Below are 16,910 nucleotides of genomic sequence, written 5' to 3'. Positions count from 1 at the left end.
GGGCGCTCACGGGCTCGTGCGCGGCGTCGGCTCGCGCGCGTTCAATCGCCGCATGCAGTAGGTGAGGCCGGCCCGCAGGTTGGCCTTGGTCACGATGGCGCTGAGGTCGAGCCCCAGCGCCACCATCGTTTGCGCCACGTTCGGGCGAATGCCGCAGATGATCCCCTCGGCGCCGAGCAGCTGGATGGCTCGCACGAGCTTGATCAGGTGATCCGCGACCTTCGTGTCCACCACCTGCACGCCGGTGAGATCCAGGACCGCGTAGCGCGCCGAGCGGCTGGAGATCGCCTCGAGCAGGCTCTCCATCGCCTCGGCCGTCCTCGCGCTGTCGACGACGCCGATCATGGGCAGCGCCAGGACGCCGTCCCACACCTCGATGATCGGCGCCGCGAGCTCCCGGATGACCCGCTGCTGCGCCTCGATCACGTCGAGCTTCGTCTGGAGGGCCTGCTGCGCGCGCTGGCCCTCCGTCACGTCGAGCGAGAACCCGATGACGGAGCGGACGTGCCCCGCGGACTCCGAGAGCGGGACCATCCAGTTCTCCCAGACGCAGCCGTGGACCTCGGCCAGCCCGTGCACCGCCTCGCCGGCCAGCGCGCGCTCGATGCCGCCCGCGAGGTCGCCGTAAAGCTCGAAGATGTTCTTTCCAACGTGCTGTCCAGGCTGATGACCGGCGGCCTCGAGCCCCTTGCCTTCGTGGCAGGTGTACGTTCCCTCCGAGTCGATGGCCCAGATCACCATCGGGAGGGCGTTGATCAGCGCGCCGAGGATCCGGTCCCGATCCTTCAGCCGGGCCAGCTCGTCGAGGACGCCGTCGTCGGGAGGCGCGTCGCGGAACGAGCCGTAAACCAGCCCATCCGTGCGCGAGCCGCGCACGAAGCACGAGAACGGCCGGTAGCTGCGCTCCGCGCTCATGATCCGGCCGTGGACCTGGACGGGGGCGGCGCTCCCGCGGACCTGCTCCCACCGCGCCGTGAGCGTGCAGCGGTCCTCCGGGTGGAAGAGCTCGGTCAACGGGGTCCCTTGTGCGAGCGCAGGTCCGATGGCCCGGCCCAGCGCGTCACTCCATCGCAGCAGCGCGCCGTCGCCCCTCGCGACGAACAGCATCTCTGTAGAGTGTGCGATGAAATCGTCCAGCGAACCAAGCGATCCATTCGCTTCGGTCATCGTACTCCCCTCCGCAACCGGACAGCCAGCGCGCGGTTGCGCATCCCACGTTACATCGATGACCGCACTCGGATAGTAGGGGGCAATCCGGAACGCGGACCAGGGCTTCGCCTTAACCCGATCTCCGGATCGTACGGCAGCGACGCGGCGGCTCCGGCCGCGCCCGCCGGCAAACGCCGGCAGTCGTACGACCCGTACATACCGGTTCGTCCGCGTCGGAGCGGCTCAGTCGCCGGAGCCGGCGCGCTGGGTGGGAATGCCGAGCAGATAGATCTTCTTCATGCTGCCGCCGATCACCCCCTTTTCCCACCGGTAACCTTCATCTCCGAGCCCTCGCAGCAGCTCGTCCAGGTCGCCGAGCGTGTAGGTCCTCGCGTTCGAGACCGCCCCGTCCCAGGCGAAGCACAGCGGGATGATCGGGAGGAGGTAGGTGAAGACGAGCTGCCGCGCCGTCACGGGCCTCGCCAGGGGCGTGATGAGGAGGCACATCAGGAAGTTGACCGGCAGGGCGGTCCACCAGAGAAACTTCGGAAAGCTGTTGTCGCTGATCTCGAAGATGCAGATGGGCTGTCTGCTCTTCTGGGCCGACTCGAGGATCTTTCTCGCGCTCTCCGGCCTCATGTGATGGAAGCTGCTGACCAGGGTCCTGAGCCCCGCCGTCTCGCCGCTCAGCTCCGTGGCGTCGACCGGGCTCGTCCGATACGATACGTTGCTCCCTTCCCGGGCGTTGATGCTCCTCGCCGCCTCCGCGCTGGGATAGAGATCGGTGAGCATCAGCGTGACGTCCTCGAGCCCAGGCTTCTTGTTCAGGCGCTCCAGGACATCGAGCATCGGGCCCCCGCTCCCGGAGCAGAGGTCGACGATGCTGGTCGAGCTCGACTCCTTCAGCGCTCTGGCGAGGAGCTCCGCCAGCTCCTCGCTCGATCCCAGCGTCCTGTGCACGGTCACGATCAGGCGGGTCATGCAGGACCGTAGCCACCCTGGAAACCAGCTGAAGTCTTCGAGCTCGAACAGATGGATGCGCTTCATTCGTTCCTCGGGGTCGTGCGGCTCGGCCGTGAGCGGCAGCGCGGGTCGAGCGGCGGGGCCCTCGGGGCTGCTGCTCGTCCCCGCGCGGGTTGCATGGTGCTCGTGAGGCTATTCGACTCTGCGCCGGGAGGTCGAGAGGTCGCGTCGAGCGACCGCCGTCCGCGTCACCGGGCTGCGCAGGTCTTGCGGAGGGCGCGCGCCTTGTCGATGCACAACGTGAGGGCGTCCTCTGCCGGCTCGTCGGGGCACGAGGCCTCGAAGTCGCGGATGGCGTCGCGGAGCCCGCGCATGCCGGGGCCGCCGGCGCCGAGGTCGAGCTTGCCCTTGCGCCCGTCGTCGTCGTCGTCGCCTCCGACGAGCAGGAGCGTGCCGACCACCGCGCCCACGACGACGACGCCGGTGACGACGCCCGCCACGAGGACGCCGGTCTTGCCCTCGATGTCCGGGGGCTCGGCGTCCGGGAGCGACGGCGTGCCCGCCGGGATCGGCGGCGCCTCCAGGCCCGCGGCGAGCGCCGTGGTGACGATGCCGCCCGTGAGCCCCAGGCCGCCGATGACGAGGCTCGACAGCGTGAGCGCGCTCGGCCCGGCGCCGGCGCTCGCGTTCACGTTCACGCTGGCGGAGAGGCGCACCTGCGCCGCGTTGCACACGGCGTAGGCGTCGAGGCGGTGGATCTCGAGCGACGCGCGCGGCGCGGTCTCGGGCGGCAGCTTCGCCGCGAGGAGGATGTCGTCCGCCGAGCGCCTGAGCGTGAGCGGCTCGGCCGCCGCCGCGGCCTCCGGCGCGGCCGCAGGTCGCGTGGAGGCCTTGCCGCACCCGGCCAGTCCACACGCGATGAGCAGGAGCGTCGTGCAGGAGAGGACATGATCGCGTCGCAGGGTCATACAGCCACGCTACGCCAAAATGCCGCGGCCTCGTCGAGCGAAATCGGCCTCGCCGCAGATCGGGTATTGGCCGGCGAGCGGGCTCTGCGTGGGATAAAGCCGCGGTGTGTACGGTGCGCGTGGGAGCTCAAGGCGTGATGTACGTCGGCCCTGCGACGGTGTTACCGGCCTCCTGAGCTTCGCGGTCATCCAGGCCGTGGCGATCGCGTACGCCTCCTCGCCGTCTGGGCGGCGCGGTAGGCGCCGGCCGCCGTCAGTGCGCCGCCTGGACGAGGATCTCCTCGAGGACGGAGGTCAGCTCGTCGACCCTCACCGGCTTGGTCAGGTAGCGGTAGAACCCGGCCTGCTCGGCGCGGCGGGTATCCCGGGCCATCGCCGCCGCGCTGAGCGCGATCACGGGGATGTCGCGCGTCTCCGGCCACTCCTCGAGCCTGCGCATGGCCTCGTAGCCGCTCATCCCGGGGAGGTTGATGTCCATGATGACGACCTCGGGCCGCCGCGACCGCGCGAGCTCGATGCCGATCTCGGCGTTCGGCGCGGTGATCAGGTGGACGCGCTCGAGCTCGGAGATGAGCTCCTCCATGAACGCGATGTTCGACGGGTTGTCCTCGACGTAGAGGACCGAATGCCGGACGCCGCCGGGCCCGGCGAGCGGCGACCCCTCCGCGCGCGCATCGGCCTGCTCCGGGGCGGCGACCTGCGGCAGCTCCTCGTGCGCCGGGAGCTCGATCCAGAACTCGGACCCTTCGCCCGGCACGCTGTTGAAGCCGACGCCGCCGCCCATGAGCTCCGCGAGCCGCTTGCTGATGGCGAGGCCGATCCCGGTCCCCTCGATCGGCCCTGTCTCCTGGCCGGCGCGCTGGAAGGGCTGGAAGAGCTTCGTGTGCTGCTCTCGCGGGACGCCGACGCCGTTGTCCGCCACGCAGATCCGCACGACGCCGTCCTCCGGCATCGACACGGCGATCGTGGCGCGACCCCCCCTCCGGCCATACTTGATCGCGTTCGAGCCGTAGTTCATGAGGATCTGCGCGAAGCGCGTGCGATCCGCGGTGATCTTCGGGAGCTCCGCGGGCAGGGGCGCGAGGGCGATCTCGATCCCGGCGCGCTGGGCCATCGGGTCGAGCGTGGTCTTCACCTCGTCCAGCACCTCGGGGATGTTCACCGGCTCGATCGACACGGTCACGCGGCCGGCCTCGATGCGCGAGAGGTCCAGGATGTCGTCGATGAGCTTGAGCAGGTGCTCGCCGCCCTTCAGGACGTGCTCTATCCGCTCCTTCTGGCGGTCGGTGAGCGGCGTCTTCCGGTCGCGCTGGAGCAGCTGCGCGAAGCCGAGGATCGCGTTGAGCGGCGTGCGGAGCTCGTGGCTCATCGAGGCGAGGAACTCGCTCTTCGCGGAGCTGGCGGCCTCGGCGAGGGCCCGCGCCTTGCGGAGCTCCTCGGCGCGCTGCACGTCTCCGGTCATGTCCCAGAGGGTGCACACGGTCCCGCCCTCGGCCGTGCGGCGCTCGGTCGCGCGCAGGCTGCGCCCGTCGCTCGTGCAGAGATCGAGCGTGCCGTTCGGCTCGGCGTGGTAGGCGAGCAGCCTCCCGCGGAAGTCGGCCTGGGGCTCGCCGCCGAGGGCGAACAGCCCCGCGGCGATGCCCTCGTCGATGAGCTCATCATAGCTCCGCCCGACGATGGGGCCGCTCACCCGCGCGCCGAGCCAGTGCCGGTACACGCTGTTGCAGAGGGCGAGCCGATCGTGCGCGTCGAACACGGCGAACGCGCCCTGGATGCTCTCCACCGCGCTCCGCAGGAGATCGGTCGTGCGCTTCGCCTCGGCCTCCAGGCGCCTTCGCTCGCTGATGTCGCGGGCCACCTTCGAGGTGCCGACGACCTTGCCCATCGCGTCGTAGATCGGAGAGAGGGTGATCGAGACGTCGATGTCCCTGCCGTCCTTGCGCCTGCGCACCGTCTCGAAGTGATCCATGTGCTCGCCGCGCCTGAGCCGATCGAGCATCCGCGGCACCTCGTCCTCCCGCCCCGGCGGGGAGAGCGCGGTGAGGGGCTTGCCGATCATCTCCTCGGCGGTGTAGCCGAAGATCGCCTGTGCGCCCCGGTTCCAGCTGGCGATGCGCCCGTCGAGCGCCTCGCCGATGACGGCGTCCTCGGAGGAGTCGACGATCGCGGCCAGCCGCCGCATCGCGAGGTCGACCCGCTTGCGGTCGCTGATGTCGCGGATGGCGCTCGAGACGAGCGTGCCCCGCTCGGTCATCAGCGGGCTGAGGCTGATCTCGACCGGGAACTCGCCGCCGTCCTTCCGGCGGCCGAACAGCTCCACCCCCGACCCCATCGGGCGCGCCTTGGGCGCGGCGATGAACGCCGATCGGTTCGCGACGTGCGCCCGCTGGAAGCGCTCCGGCAGGAGGATCTCGATGGCCTGCCCGAGGAGCTCGCCGCGCGCGTAGCCGAACATCCGCTCGGTCTGGACGTTGACGAACACGATGCGTCCCTGCTCGTCGACGACCACCATCGCGTCGGGCGCCGCGTCGATGAGCAGGCGGAACGTGCCGTCGTCGAGCGGCGGAGCTCCGGGCCCGTGGGGCGCCTGGCCGGATGGAGACAGGCGGTCGATGGAGGAGTGTTCAAGGGTCATCGGGGAGCCTCACGCAGAAGATGGCGCCGGGCGCGTTGTCCTCGATCCGGAGGGTGCCGCCGTGCGCCTCGACGGCCATCCTGCAGAACGCGAGCCCGAGGCCGCGGCCGGCGCGGTGGACGACCGGATCCTCGCCGCCGAGCTGAACGAAGCGATCGAACACCCTCGCGCGCATCTCGGCGGGGATGCCCGACCCCGTGTCCGCCACGCGGATCTCCACCGCGGCGCCGTCCTTCACGGCGCTCACGGTCACCGCGGTCCCGGCCGGGGCGTGGTGGACGGCGTTCTCGACGAGGTTCTCGAGCGTGCGGCGCAGCAGGTCCGGGTCGGCCTGGACGGCGGGCACCTCGATGGCCTCGCGCAGCGCGAGCGACCGGGAGCTCGCGCGCAGGTCGAGCGCGGCGAACGTCTCGAGGACGACCGCGCGGAGGTCGACGCGCGTGCGCTCGGGGGCGAGCCTCCCTTCCTCGCTCTTGCTGATGTCGAGCAGGTTGTAGATGAGCCGCAGCAGGGAGCGCGCCTGATCGCGGACGTGCCGCACGGAGTCGCGCGCCTGCTCCGGGAGCGAGCGGTCCCGGAGCAGGAACTGCGCGTGCAGGTCCATGCTGCTCACGGGGTTCTTCAGATCGTGCACGACGAAGGCCGTGAGCTGCTCCTTCTGGAGCTGGAGGCGCATGAGCGCGTCCCGCTGCTGCCGGACGAGCTCGACGTGCTCGCGCAGCTCCGCGCCGAGCCGGCGCAGCCGTAGCGCGGCCTGCACCCGCGCGAGGAGCTCCGACGGGCGGACCGGCTTCGTCAGGAAGTCGTCGCCGCCGGCGCGCAGCGCGCTGTCGAACGTCTCGACGTCGCGGAGCGCCGTCAGGAACACGATCGGCGCGCTCTCGCCCCCGGGCAGGCCGCGGATCCGGGCGCACACGGCGAACCCGTCCATCCCCGGCATCCGCACGTCGAGCAGCACGCAATCCGGCTTGTGGCGCTCGAACTGCTGGATCCCCTCCTCGCCCGTGACGGCGAGCACGACCTCGTAGCCGTCGTCCTCGAGCGTGGCCTGGGCCAGGGCGCGGTTCTGCTCGTTGTCATCGACGACGAGCACCCTGGATCTCGGCTCTTGCTGCTCCATGCGCCCTCGGCTTCGGGCGCGAGGTTACACCAGGATCCACGGTCCCCACCATAGCGCCCGGCCTCCGGGCGAGCGGCTGCCTGGCGGCGCGACCGGCGTCGCGCGGCGCGGTGGTGCAGTCATTTGAACATGAAGGCGGGAAGAAAACCCTCCTATCTTCCTAACTCCCCGACTTCATGTGAAACCTCTCTGGGCGAATGACAGCACCACCCCCGGCGCCGTTCATGGCCAGAGGAGCTGAGAGCGAGCGCCGCGGATCTCGACTGCGCTGAGGAGAGCTGTCACCACGGGTGGTCCGGTGCAGCGGCGAAGACGTGCAGCAGCCGGTCGCGCTGCGCCCGCACGTAGCGGATATCCTCTTCGTACAGCGCGGGGTGGCCGGCGGCGATGTGCGCCTGGGATGCGGCGTCGCCTGCCTCGGCCCGCCCGCGCAGGGTGGCGAGGAGCGCTGTCAGCCGGTCGACCACCGTGTCGAGCAGCTCGGCCCTGGGCGCGATGCCGTAGGCGCGGCAGAACGCGGCGGCGCGCTGTGCCTGCTCCTCCGGGGTGCCAGCGCTGTCCGGGTTGGTCGGCGCGTGCAGCGGCGCGAACCGGTAGACTGCATAGGCCAGGTCCCACACGCGCGGCGCCGGGTGGGCGTTGTCGAAATCGATGAAGCCGACCACCCGGCCGGCGCGGACGACGCAGTTGTAGGGCGCGAGGTCGCCGTGACAGACCACCTCGACTGGCGACCGGGGCGGCAGCTGCCACCGGTCGTCCGGCTCGGGCACGAACGTCGCGCTCGCGTCGTGGCAGCGGCGCAGCAAGGTGGCGGCGGACGCCAGGAGCTCGGGCGTGCGCAGCTCGGCCGGGAGCGCGTTGTGCACGTCGCCGTCGAGGTACGACAGCACCTCGTTCCCCTCGTCGTCGTACCCGAGCGGCTCCGGCGCCGCGTCGAACCCCGCCGCCCGCAGGTGCCGCAGCAGCCGGTGGATGGCCGGCGCCGCCGCCGTCACGGGCCGGTGGACCCGGTCCCCGCGCCGGCGCACGGTGTTCACCCCGCCCTGGAATACCGTCTCGTCGACCATGTCCCGTCCTCTGGGCTCCACGCGCGCTCGCGCGCCGTCATAGCGCATTCCCGGCGCCGAGATCGCGCGATTCGCGCAGGAACGGCGCGCAGGCCTGTCGGCGAGGAGAAGTTCCTTGAAGCGACAGAGAGCACAGCAGAAAAGGAAGGTATCATGCTGAATCCGCGTCGGGTTCGTTCCTTCATCGCGCTCGGGTTCGCCACTTCTTCTCCGCGGCTCACGCACACCGCTACGATGTCACCCCGAGCACAAATGCCACTTGACCCACCCAGAGCCCCCCATTAGTCGATGGCTGATGGATAGAGTCGATGGCTGATGGATACGGCCGTGGATGAGTCCGCCGGTCGAAGGAGGCATGACGCATGCGAGCTCTCTTCCGCCTCGTCTTTTTCGTTGCAATTGGATTTGTCGCTTGCGACAGTAACTCGACTCCCGGCGGGAACGCCGACGCGGCAGGCTCCAGCTCGACGGGTGGCGTCATGGCTGGCGGCGTGGGTGGTGGAGCGCCTTCGGGTGGCGTTGGCGGCTCTGGAGGCCGCTCCGGCGGCGCGGGCGGTTCCGGCGCGAGCAGCGGCGGTGGTGGCCCGCCGAGCACGAGCGTGAGCGCGGGCGGGGACGGCGGCGCGGGCGCGGGCGGGGACGGCGGCGCGGGCGGGGACGCCGGCGCCGGTGGTCAGGGCGGAGCAGCATCCTTCCCTTCGCTCAGGATCACGAGCGACACGGCATCCATCGAGTTCACTCCTGTGCTGATCGCGACGCAGGACTATTATCCTGGGGAGGCGACCGTCCAGTCCGGTGGCATCGTGGGCCTGCTCAACGACCCCAGCGTCGATCTCGGCACCAACGCGGAGACGCAGACGCTACGGCAATCGGTGGCTCATCCGAATCTGCGCATCATCTTCACGGTGACGGAGACGTTCTACCGGATCGTCGCGAACCGCGCGGCGGGGATCAGCTCGCTCGCAGATCTCCGAGGGAAGCGGATCGGGACGATCCCGAACACGTCGGCGGCCTACTTCATCCACAAGTATCTGGGCACCGTGGGCCTCACGCCGGACGACTACACGATTCGTCCCGGCGGCATCTGCATGGCCACCCCCTGCGGGACGAACACGCTGCCCTCCCTGCTCGAGCGGGGCGAGGTGGACGCCGTCGCGCTCTGGGAGCCCTCCACTCAGCTCGCGGCGGAGGCGATCGGCAGCGACGCCATCTTCTTTCAGGATCGCTCGCTCTACCGTGAGATCGTGAACCTCCACAGCACCGCCGAGAAGCTGGCGGATCCCGAGAAGCGGCGCGGTATCGTCGAGTTCGTGCGAGCGCTCTCGCAGGCGCAGGAGCTCTATCGCACCAGCCCGCAGGCCGTCTGGCCGAGGATCTCGGAGGCGATCGGCATCGAGCCCTCCGTGCTCGAGGAGGTTTGGGAAGACGAGCTGTTCCTGGGCACGCTGGTGCCCGACATCCTGGACGTGCTCGAGGAAGAAGAGGGCTGGGTCGCCGCGCAGACAGGCCGCACCCCGCGTGCCCGCGACGAGCTCGCGACGCTGGTCGACGACAGCGTCATGAGGGAAGCGCTCGGACGTCCGTAGGTGCCGAGCCGGCTCGGGACGAGGCCGCCTGCTCGGGCCGATCGCAACCGGCCGGTGGCTCCGGTGAGCCGGCGTCGCGCGGCGCGTCGGCTCGCGGTGCGCCGACGAGGAGAGCTCCGGCATTGTCTCCGCTGGAACGTTGCCCTACAGGGACCCGGCGAGCGATGCGCGTCCTGCAACGCGATCGATGGATGCCCGGGCCAGCGTGCTGCTGAAGCTCACATTGGTGGGCGCATCGGTGCTGCTGTCCACGCTGGCGGCGCGCCGTTTCGGCCATGGGATGGGCGGCACGATCGCCGGGCTACCGATGATCGTGGGCCCGATCATGGGCTTCGTGCTGCTGCAGGAGACGCCCGCCCAGGCGAGCGCGATCGCGCTCGCGACGCTTGTGTGCCTGCCGGCGACGATCGTTCATGTGCTCGGCTTTGCGTGGTGCGCGACGCGCTTTCGCTGGGGCGTGGCGCTGCTCGCGGCCAACGTGGCCTTCCTGTCGCTGGGGGCGGCGCTGCTCGCGCTGCGATTGCCCCCGCTCTGGGCCTGCGCCGTGGCGCTGCTGTCGCCCGCCCTGGGCACGCTGGCCTTGCCGCGCCGCTGTGAGGCGCCCGCTGTAGCGGCCATTCCGCGCGCCGAGCTCGCCTGCCGCGTGGTGGCCGCGATGGCCATGGCCTGGTGCATCATGCGCAGCGCCGGCGTCGCGCCCGCAGGCCTCAGCGGCCTGCTGCTCGCCATCCCGATCACCGGCAACATCCTTCCGTGCTTCACCCTGCCCAGGCACGGCGCCGCCGCCACGGCGGCCTTGCTCGCGGGCTTCGTGCGCGGCCTGCTCGGATTCGCGGCGTTCTTCGTCGCGCTGCATGCGGCGCTCGGGCGGATGCCGCCGGCGAGCGCCTACGGCCTCGCGTGGCTGGCCGCGCTGCTCGCGGCGCTGGCGCTGCGCGGGCTCACGCAGCGAGCGCGGCGCGCGCCGTCTGCGGGGCAGGTGTCCGCCTCGTCCACGGCCGCCTGACCCGCGGGTCAGGCGTCATGGCCCGGCGGGGCTGCGACCACCGGGCAAGACGGCGAGGGCGAGCTTGCCGCCGGGGGCGAGCGCCGACCGGTCCACGCGCGGCGCTCAACCCCGACCACGATGTCACTTGAGATGCAGCTGGCACAGCGTTCGGCGGGAAGGTCAAGGAAGAAGGACGATGAGCGGACAGAGGATCATTCCGGAGCTCGACGTGGCGGACCTCGGCGCGTCGCTCGGCTTTTACATCGGCGTCGTCGGCTGCACGCTGCTGTTCGAGAGACCCGAGGAGAAGTTCGCCTTTCTCGATCTCGAAGGCGCGCAGCTCATGCTGCAAGAGGGGGCGGGGCCGGGCCGCAGGTTCCGCACGGCGCCGCTGGAGCATCCTTACGGCCGCGGCGTGAACTTCCAGATCGAGATCGCCGATGTCACCGGCCTGTACGAGCGCGTGCGCGCAGGCGGCTTCCAGATCGTCCTCCCCTTCGAGGAGAGATGGTACCGCACGGGCGACACGGAGGCAGGCAACGGCCAGTTCGTCGTCGCCGACCCTGACGGCTATCTGCTGCGGTTCTTCACCAGCCTCGGTCAGCGCCCCCGGCGGTCCTGACCCTCTCGATCGCGGCATCCGTCCGCGGGTCCTGGAACATGGTCCTCGCACGAGCCTGCTGATGCCAGGTGACATCGTGGTCGCCGGGGCGGTTGCTCGATCGAGACGATCCGGTGCGTCTCGTCGAGCTCGAGCAGGTGGTTCAGGAAGGCGATGAGCAGCGGTTTTTGCTTGCCGCGCCCCTCGGGGCGGGGCCGGCCGGGTTCGCGGGGGCAGGCCTCTTTCGACGCCTGCGCCCCGCGAGTCCGCTCGCGACGGGCTAGTTCGGGATGCCGTCGTGCTGGCAGGTCAGGCTGCAGCCGTCGCCGTTCACGCGGTTGCCGTCGTCGCACGCCTCGTAGAGGCTCTGCAGCTTGCCGTCTCCGCAGTACGGACCGTAGACGCAGCCCGGCGCGCACTTGCCGTAGCCGCCGGTGTTGTTGCCGTCGCCGTCGTCGCACTGCTCGGTGCCGTTGCGGATGCCGTCGCCGCAGCGCGGGCCGAGCTGGCAGCGCGGGCCGCACTCGCCGTAGCCGCCGTCGTTCTCGCCGTCGTCGCACTGCTCGCCGGCCTGGACGACCTTGTCGCCGCACTGGGCGCCGAGGCGGCAGTTGTTGCTGCAGCCCGTGGCCTCGTTCGGCGGATCGCACTGCTCGCCCCACTCCTCGTCGACACGGTCGTCACCGCACTTGGCCGCCGGCGTGCAGGCAGGGAGGCAGCTGCCGTAGAAGCCGTCGTTCACGCCGTCGTCGCAGGTCTCCGTGCCGTTGACGAGGCCGTCGCCGCAGTACGGCCCGTACTGGCAGATCCCGGTGCACCCGCCGTACTCGCCGCCGTTCTCGTCATCGCCGAGATCGCAGTCCTCCTCCGACGCCTGGACGATGCCGTCGCCGCAGCGCGGCCCGTAGACGCACGCGGGGCCGCACTCGCCATACCCACCGTCGTTGAAGGCGTCGTCGCACTCCTCGCCGTACTGCGGCTGCGTCACCCCGTCGCCGCAGTGCGCGCCGAGCCGGCAGCTCGCGCAGCCCGTGTCGCTGTCGCTGTCGCACTCCTCGCCCCACTCCGTGTCGACGCGGTTATCGCCGCACGTCGGCGCCGGCGTGCAGCCCGGGGCGCAGGTCCCGTAGGTGCCGTCGTTCACGCCGTCGTCGCACGCCTCGGCGCCGTTGCGCACGCCGTCGCCGCAGTACGGCGCGTAGTTGCAGGAGGCATCGCACCCGCCGTAAGCGCCGTTGTTCAGCCCATCGCCGAGATCGCAGGCCTCCTCCGACTCCAGGACGAAGCCGTCGCCGCAGCGCGGGCCGTACAGGCACGCAGGGCCGCACTGCTCGTACCCGCCGTCGTTCACGCCGTCGTCGCACTGCTCGCCGAGCTGCGGCTGAACGATCCCGTTGCCGCATTGCGAGGCGAGCCGGCAGTTCACGCAGCTCGTGTCGCCCGCGCTGTCGCACTCCTCGCCCCAGTCCGCGTCGACGCGGTTGTCACCGCACCTCGGCGCCGGCGTGCAGCCCGTGGCGCAGGTGCCGTAGGCGCCGTCGTTCACGCCGTCGTCGCACACCTCGGCGCCGTTGCGCACGCCGTCGCCGCAGTACGGCCCGTAGTTGCAGGAGGCATTGCACCCGCCGTACGCGCCGGTGTTCATCCCCTCGCCGAGATCGCAGCGCTCGTCCTCGCGCTGGACGATGCCGTCGCCGCAGCGCGGCCCGTACAGGCACGAGGGCGCGCACCGGCCGTACCCGCCGTCGTTGATGCCGTCGTCGCACTCCTCGCCGAACTCCGGCTGCAGCACGCCGTCGCCGCAGTGCTCCCCGAGCTGGCAGCTCACGCAGCTGGTGTCGCTGTCGCTGTCGCACTCCTCGCCCCAGTCCGCGTCGACGCGGTTGTCACCGCACTGCGGGGCCGGCGTGCAGTTCGGGTTGCAGGTGCCGTAGAAGCCGTCGTTCACGCCGTCGTCGCACCTCTCGGTGCCGTTGACGACGCCGTCGCCGCAGGACGGCCCGATCTCGCACGACGTCGTGCAGCCGCCATAGCCGTTCGCGGTGTTGCCGGTGCCGAGATCGCACGCCTCGTACGGCGCGTTGACCGCGCCGTCGCCGCAGCGGGGCGGGGCCACGCACCCCGGCGCGCAGGCGCCGGACGCGTTGGCGTACGTGCTGTTGTTGGCGCCGTTGTCGCACGCCTCGGGGCCGTTCCTCACGCCGTCGCCGCAGTAGGCGCCGAGCTGGCAGTTGTTGCACTGGCCATAGCCCGTCCCGTTCTCGGGGCCGTCGTCGCACTCCTCTCCCGGCGTCACCACCGGATCCTCGACCCCGCACTGCGGCGTGCACACCGACGTGCCGGCGCTGAAGCCCGACAGCGTGAGCTGGTAGTTCGACCCGGTGATGTGGCGCTCGGCCTGGAACACAGCGATCTCGTAGACCTTGCCCGGCTCGAGGTTGAGGTCGACGAGGTACGCGGCGCGGCTCACGCAGCCTTCGCCGGTGGTGCAGGGGGTCACGCGGGCGTCGCCGTTGTCGAGGATGGTCACGCTCTCCTGGGCCTGCCCGTGGATGCCGCCGATGTCCGCGGTCAGCGTGTTCTTGATGAACACCCAGACGTCGTCGTCACCGAAGAAGCTGAGCACCGGATCGGCCGCGGCGCCGTTCGGCGTGAACTGGAACCAGTACCGGACCTCGCTCGTGAAGTAGAAGTTGTGCCCGTCGGTGCGCGTCCTCTCCCGCCCGTCGGTCACGAAGCTGTCGAGCGCGGGATCGACGACGCCGGGCGGGTCGAGGTCCACCGGCCAGAACGGGTTCCGCTGGTACAGGAACCTGCCATCGGGCTGCTCGAGCAGCTCGATGGTGGTGATGAGCGTCCGGTTGAAGTTCGGGTTGTCCCGGTACCACCACCGGAAGTTGTTCTGCCCCGTGGTCCAGCCGTTCGCGGCGCTCGGCGTGAGCGAGCCGGGGCCGAATCGGTTCACGGGCTTGCCGTCAACATCGAGCGTCGTCTGGACCGTGCCGTCGAGCTGCAGCGGTGTGCCGCTGGGGGTGATCTCGAAATCGAAGTGCCCGTTGATCCCATCCGTCAGGTTGGCGTCGCACTCGGCGTTGCTCGTGGCGGTGTTGTAGGTTTCCGGGCACCAGCCGATGAAGTCGCGGAGGACCATCGGCAGCCGCATCTCGGTCGGGGACACGGTGCAGACGTAGCCGGCCTCGACCGTGCACTCGGCGGAGCATCCGTCGCCGCTCTCGGTATTGCCGTCGTCGCACTGCTCGGTGGTGTCGCCGGGCAGGAGGATGCCGTCGCCGCACGCCGAGATGCACGCGCCGCCGCTGCAGTCCGGCTCGCCCTTGCAGTCCGGCGTGCAGCCGTCGCGCCAGTCGCCGTTGCCGTCGTCGCACGCCTCGGTGCCCTCGCGGACGCCGTCGCCGCAGACGGAGAAGCCCGTGCAGTCCTGGGGCTCGCCGTCGTCGCACACGCTGCCGGCCTCGATGCGGCAGGTGTCGTCGCAGCCGTCGCCCGGGAAGAGATCCCCGTCGTCGCACTGCTCGGCGCCGGCCTTGAGCCCGTCGCCGCAGACGGTCTTGCACGGGAACCCGACGCGCGAGCAATCCCAGCCGTCCTCGATGAGCTGGCAGTCGGCGCTGCAGCCGTCGCCGCCGGCCGGGGGCTCCCCGCCGTCGTCGCACTGCTCGCTGCCGTTCACGCGGCCGTCGCCGCACACGGGCGGCGGGGGCGGGTTGCAGAAGCCGCCGGCCGGCGGGCACGTCCAGCCCACCTCGATCTTGCACTGCGAGGTGCAGCCGTCGCCGCCGACAGGGCTCGCCTCGCCGCCGTCGTCGCACTGCTCGCCGAGCTGCACCACGCCGTCGCCGCAATAGGTCCTCTCGGTGCAGGGCTGGCCCGGCCGGCAGATCCAGCCCTCCTCGAGCCGGCAATTCGCCGTGCAGCCGTCGCCGGACACGGGCGGGTCGGCGCCGTCGTCGCACTGCTCGCCGCCGTTCACGCGGCCGTCGCCGCACCGGTAGACGAGGATGCACGACTCACCCGGCTCGGGGCACACGTACGCCGGGTCCACCGCCTTGCAGTCGGCGCTGCAGCCGTCGCCGCTCGCGGTGTTGCCGTCGTCGCAGATCTCGCCGGGATCCACCGCGCCGTCGCCGCACCGGATCAGCAGCTCGCACGGCCGCCCCGGGGTCGGGCAGTTGTAGAAGGACTCCTGCCGGCACAGGCTCGAGCAGCCGTCGCCGCTCGCCGTGTTGCCGTCGTCGCACACCTCGCCGGCCTCCCTGCGGCCGTTGCCGCAGACGGGCAGCTGCGTGCACGGCTGGCCGGGCCGGCTGCACTGATACCCCTCCTCGCGCATGCAGTCAGCGTTGCAGCCGTCGCCGGACGCGGGCGGGCTGTCGCCGTCCTCGCACTGCTCGGAGCCGTTCACGCGGCCGTCGCCGCACCAGTAGAGGAGCGTGCAGGGCACGCCCGGCGTGGGGCACGAGTAGATCGGCTCCACCGCGCTGCAGTCGGCGGCGCAGCCGTCGCCGCTCACGTTGTTGCCGTCGTCGCAGATCTCGCCCGGATTGATGTCGCCGTCGCCGCACCAGATCAGCAGCTCGCACGGCTGCCCCGGGGTCGGACAGGCATAGAACGCCTCCTGCCGGCACAGGGTGGAGCAGCCGTCGCCGCCCGCCGTGTTGCCGTCGTCGCACTGCTCGCCGCTCTCCAGGCGGCCGTTGCCGCAGACGGGCAGGAGCTCGCAGGCTTGCCCGGGCCGCGGGCACACGTAGCCCGGCTCGCGCATGCAGTCGGCGCTGCAGCCGTCGCCGGACGCGGGCGGCTTGTCGCCGTCCTCGCACTGCTCGCCGTTGTTCACGCGGCCATCGCCGCAGCGGTAGAGGAGGAGGCAGGGCTCACCCGGCTTGGCGCACACGTAAAGCGGGTCGAGCACCTTGCAGTCGGCGCTGCAGCCGTCGCCGCCCGTCGTGTTCCCGTCGTCGCAGAGCTCGCCGGGATCCACCGCGCCGTCGCCGCACCGGATCAGCAGCTCGCACGGCTGCCCCGGCGTCGGACAGTTGTAGAAGGACTCCTGCCGGCAGAGGCCCGAGCAGCCGTCGCCGCTCGCCGTGTTGCCGTCGTCGCACGTCTCGCCGGTCTCCCTGGCCCCGTTGCCGCAGACCGGCAGGCGCTCGCAGCGCTGTCCGGGCCGCGAGCACGCGAAGCCCGACTCGCGCTTGCAGTCCGCGCTGCAGCCGTCGCCGGACACCGCGTTGCGGTCGTCGCACGTCTCCGAGCCGTTCACGCGGCCGTCGCCGCAGTCGTAGAGGAGCGTGCAGGGCTTGCCCGGCATCGGACAGACGTACGAGGGGTCGACCGAGTAGCAATCGGCGCTGCATCCGTCGCCATCCACGGTGTTGCCGTCGTCGCAGAACTCGCCCGGATCGACCACGCCATCGCCGCACGCGATGGTCAGCACGCACGGCGCGCCGGGCGTGGGACACTCGCAGTAGGGCTCGATCTCGCACAGGCCGGAGCAGCAGTCGCCCGGCAGGCTGTTGCCGTCGTCGCACGTCTCGCTGGCCTGGTTGATCTCGCCGTCGCCGCAGGCGGGCTCCTGGGGCAGGTTGCACTCGGGGGGCGGGTCGTCGCCGGCGCAGGGATCCGGCCTCTCTCCGCCGCTGCCGCCCGAGCCGACGCTCCCGGCGAAGTCGATGCCGCCGCTCCCGGTCTCGCCGCCGGAACCACTCGAGTTCGTGCCGCTCCCCGCGCCGCCTGCGCCGGGGTCGCCCGTGGAGGGCGCGTCCCCTCCGCAGGCGGCAGCTACTTGCATTAATCCCACCGCCAAAGCCAGATA

At 71.1% G+C, this 16,910-nt stretch carries 10 protein-coding genes; 3 read left to right on the top strand and 7 right to left on the bottom strand.

Annotation, left to right across the window (positions count from 1 at the left end; translation table 11 throughout):
- Positions 1-6: 6 nt before the first annotated feature.
- From WMF36_RS26350 to WMF36_RS26325, 6 genes are all read right to left on the bottom strand, one after another.
- Entirely contained in the window at positions 7-1,167 is a 1,161-nt protein-coding gene (locus WMF36_RS26350) for an STAS domain-containing protein (protein ID WP_437573517.1), read from the bottom strand.
- A 225-nt stretch (positions 1,168-1,392) separates the two neighbouring features.
- Positions 1,393-2,196, bottom strand: a complete 804-nt coding sequence (locus tag WMF36_RS26345; protein ID WP_437573516.1) for a class I SAM-dependent methyltransferase — start codon at positions 2,194-2,196, stop codon at positions 1,393-1,395.
- 164 nt (positions 2,197-2,360) lie between these two features.
- Entirely contained in the window at positions 2,361-3,080 is a 720-nt protein-coding gene (locus WMF36_RS26340; protein WP_437573515.1) for a transcriptional regulator, read from the bottom strand.
- Positions 3,081-3,333: 253 nt separating this feature from the next.
- The gene (locus WMF36_RS26335; protein ID WP_437573514.1) at positions 3,334-5,715 is read right to left on the bottom strand and encodes a PAS domain S-box protein; all 2,382 of its coding nucleotides are present in this window, start codon (positions 5,713-5,715) and stop codon (positions 3,334-3,336) included.
- Entirely contained in the window at positions 5,705-6,835 is a 1,131-nt protein-coding gene (locus WMF36_RS26330) for a hybrid sensor histidine kinase/response regulator (RefSeq protein WP_437573513.1), read from the bottom strand. Before WMF36_RS26330 ends, WMF36_RS26335 begins: the two co-directional genes overlap by 11 nt.
- A gap of 281 nt (positions 6,836-7,116) precedes the next feature.
- Positions 7,117-7,902 (bottom strand): phosphotransferase enzyme family protein, encoded by a 786-nt coding sequence (locus WMF36_RS26325; RefSeq protein WP_437573512.1) that lies wholly within the window; start codon positions 7,900-7,902, stop codon positions 7,117-7,119.
- A gap of 599 nt (positions 7,903-8,501) precedes the next feature.
- Between WMF36_RS26325 and WMF36_RS26320 the strand changes: the two genes are divergently transcribed.
- From WMF36_RS26320 to WMF36_RS26310, 3 genes are all read left to right on the top strand, one after another.
- Positions 8,502-9,488, top strand: a complete 987-nt coding sequence (locus WMF36_RS26320) for an ABC transporter substrate-binding protein (protein WP_437573511.1) — start codon at positions 8,502-8,504, stop codon at positions 9,486-9,488.
- Between the two features lie 205 nt (positions 9,489-9,693).
- Positions 9,694-10,494, top strand: a complete 801-nt coding sequence (locus WMF36_RS26315) for a hypothetical protein (protein WP_437573510.1) — start codon at positions 9,694-9,696, stop codon at positions 10,492-10,494.
- A gap of 178 nt (positions 10,495-10,672) precedes the next feature.
- Entirely contained in the window at positions 10,673-11,098 is a 426-nt protein-coding gene (locus tag WMF36_RS26310) for a bleomycin resistance protein (RefSeq protein ID WP_437573509.1), read from the top strand.
- A 259-nt stretch (positions 11,099-11,357) separates the two neighbouring features.
- On the opposite strand, the gene WMF36_RS26305 is transcribed toward WMF36_RS26310, so the two are convergent.
- Positions 11,358-16,886 (bottom strand): DUF4215 domain-containing protein, encoded by a 5,529-nt coding sequence (locus WMF36_RS26305; protein ID WP_437573508.1) that lies wholly within the window; start codon positions 16,884-16,886, stop codon positions 11,358-11,360.
- Positions 16,887-16,910 lie beyond the last annotated feature (24 nt).

It is taken from the genome of Sorangium sp. So ce887, from assembly GCF_051521455.1.
In the GTDB taxonomy this organism is placed as follows: Bacteria; Myxococcota_A; Polyangia; order Polyangiales; family Polyangiaceae; genus Sorangium.
This window is presented reverse-complemented; position numbering and strand designations above follow the sequence as displayed.

Coding starts and splice junctions, on each gene's coding strand:
- WMF36_RS26350 (WP_437573517.1), bottom strand. CDS start 1,167: ATGACCGAAGCGAATGGATCGCTTGGTTCGCTGGACGATTTCATCGCA.
- WMF36_RS26345 (WP_437573516.1), bottom strand. CDS start 2,196: ATGAAGCGCATCCATCTGTTCGAGCTCGAAGACTTCAGCTGGTTTCCA.
- WMF36_RS26340 (WP_437573515.1), bottom strand. CDS start 3,080: ATGACCCTGCGACGCGATCATGTCCTCTCCTGCACGACGCTCCTGCTC.
- WMF36_RS26335 (WP_437573514.1), bottom strand. CDS start 5,715: ATGACCCTTGAACACTCCTCCATCGACCGCCTGTCTCCATCCGGCCAG.
- WMF36_RS26330 (WP_437573513.1), bottom strand. CDS start 6,835: ATGGAGCAGCAAGAGCCGAGATCCAGGGTGCTCGTCGTCGATGACAAC.
- WMF36_RS26325 (WP_437573512.1), bottom strand. CDS start 7,902: ATGGTCGACGAGACGGTATTCCAGGGCGGGGTGAACACCGTGCGCCGG.
- WMF36_RS26310 (WP_437573509.1), top strand. CDS start 10,673: ATGAGCGGACAGAGGATCATTCCGGAGCTCGACGTGGCGGACCTCGGC.
- WMF36_RS26305 (WP_437573508.1), bottom strand. CDS start 16,886: ATGCAAGTAGCTGCCGCCTGCGGAGGGGACGCGCCCTCCACGGGCGAC.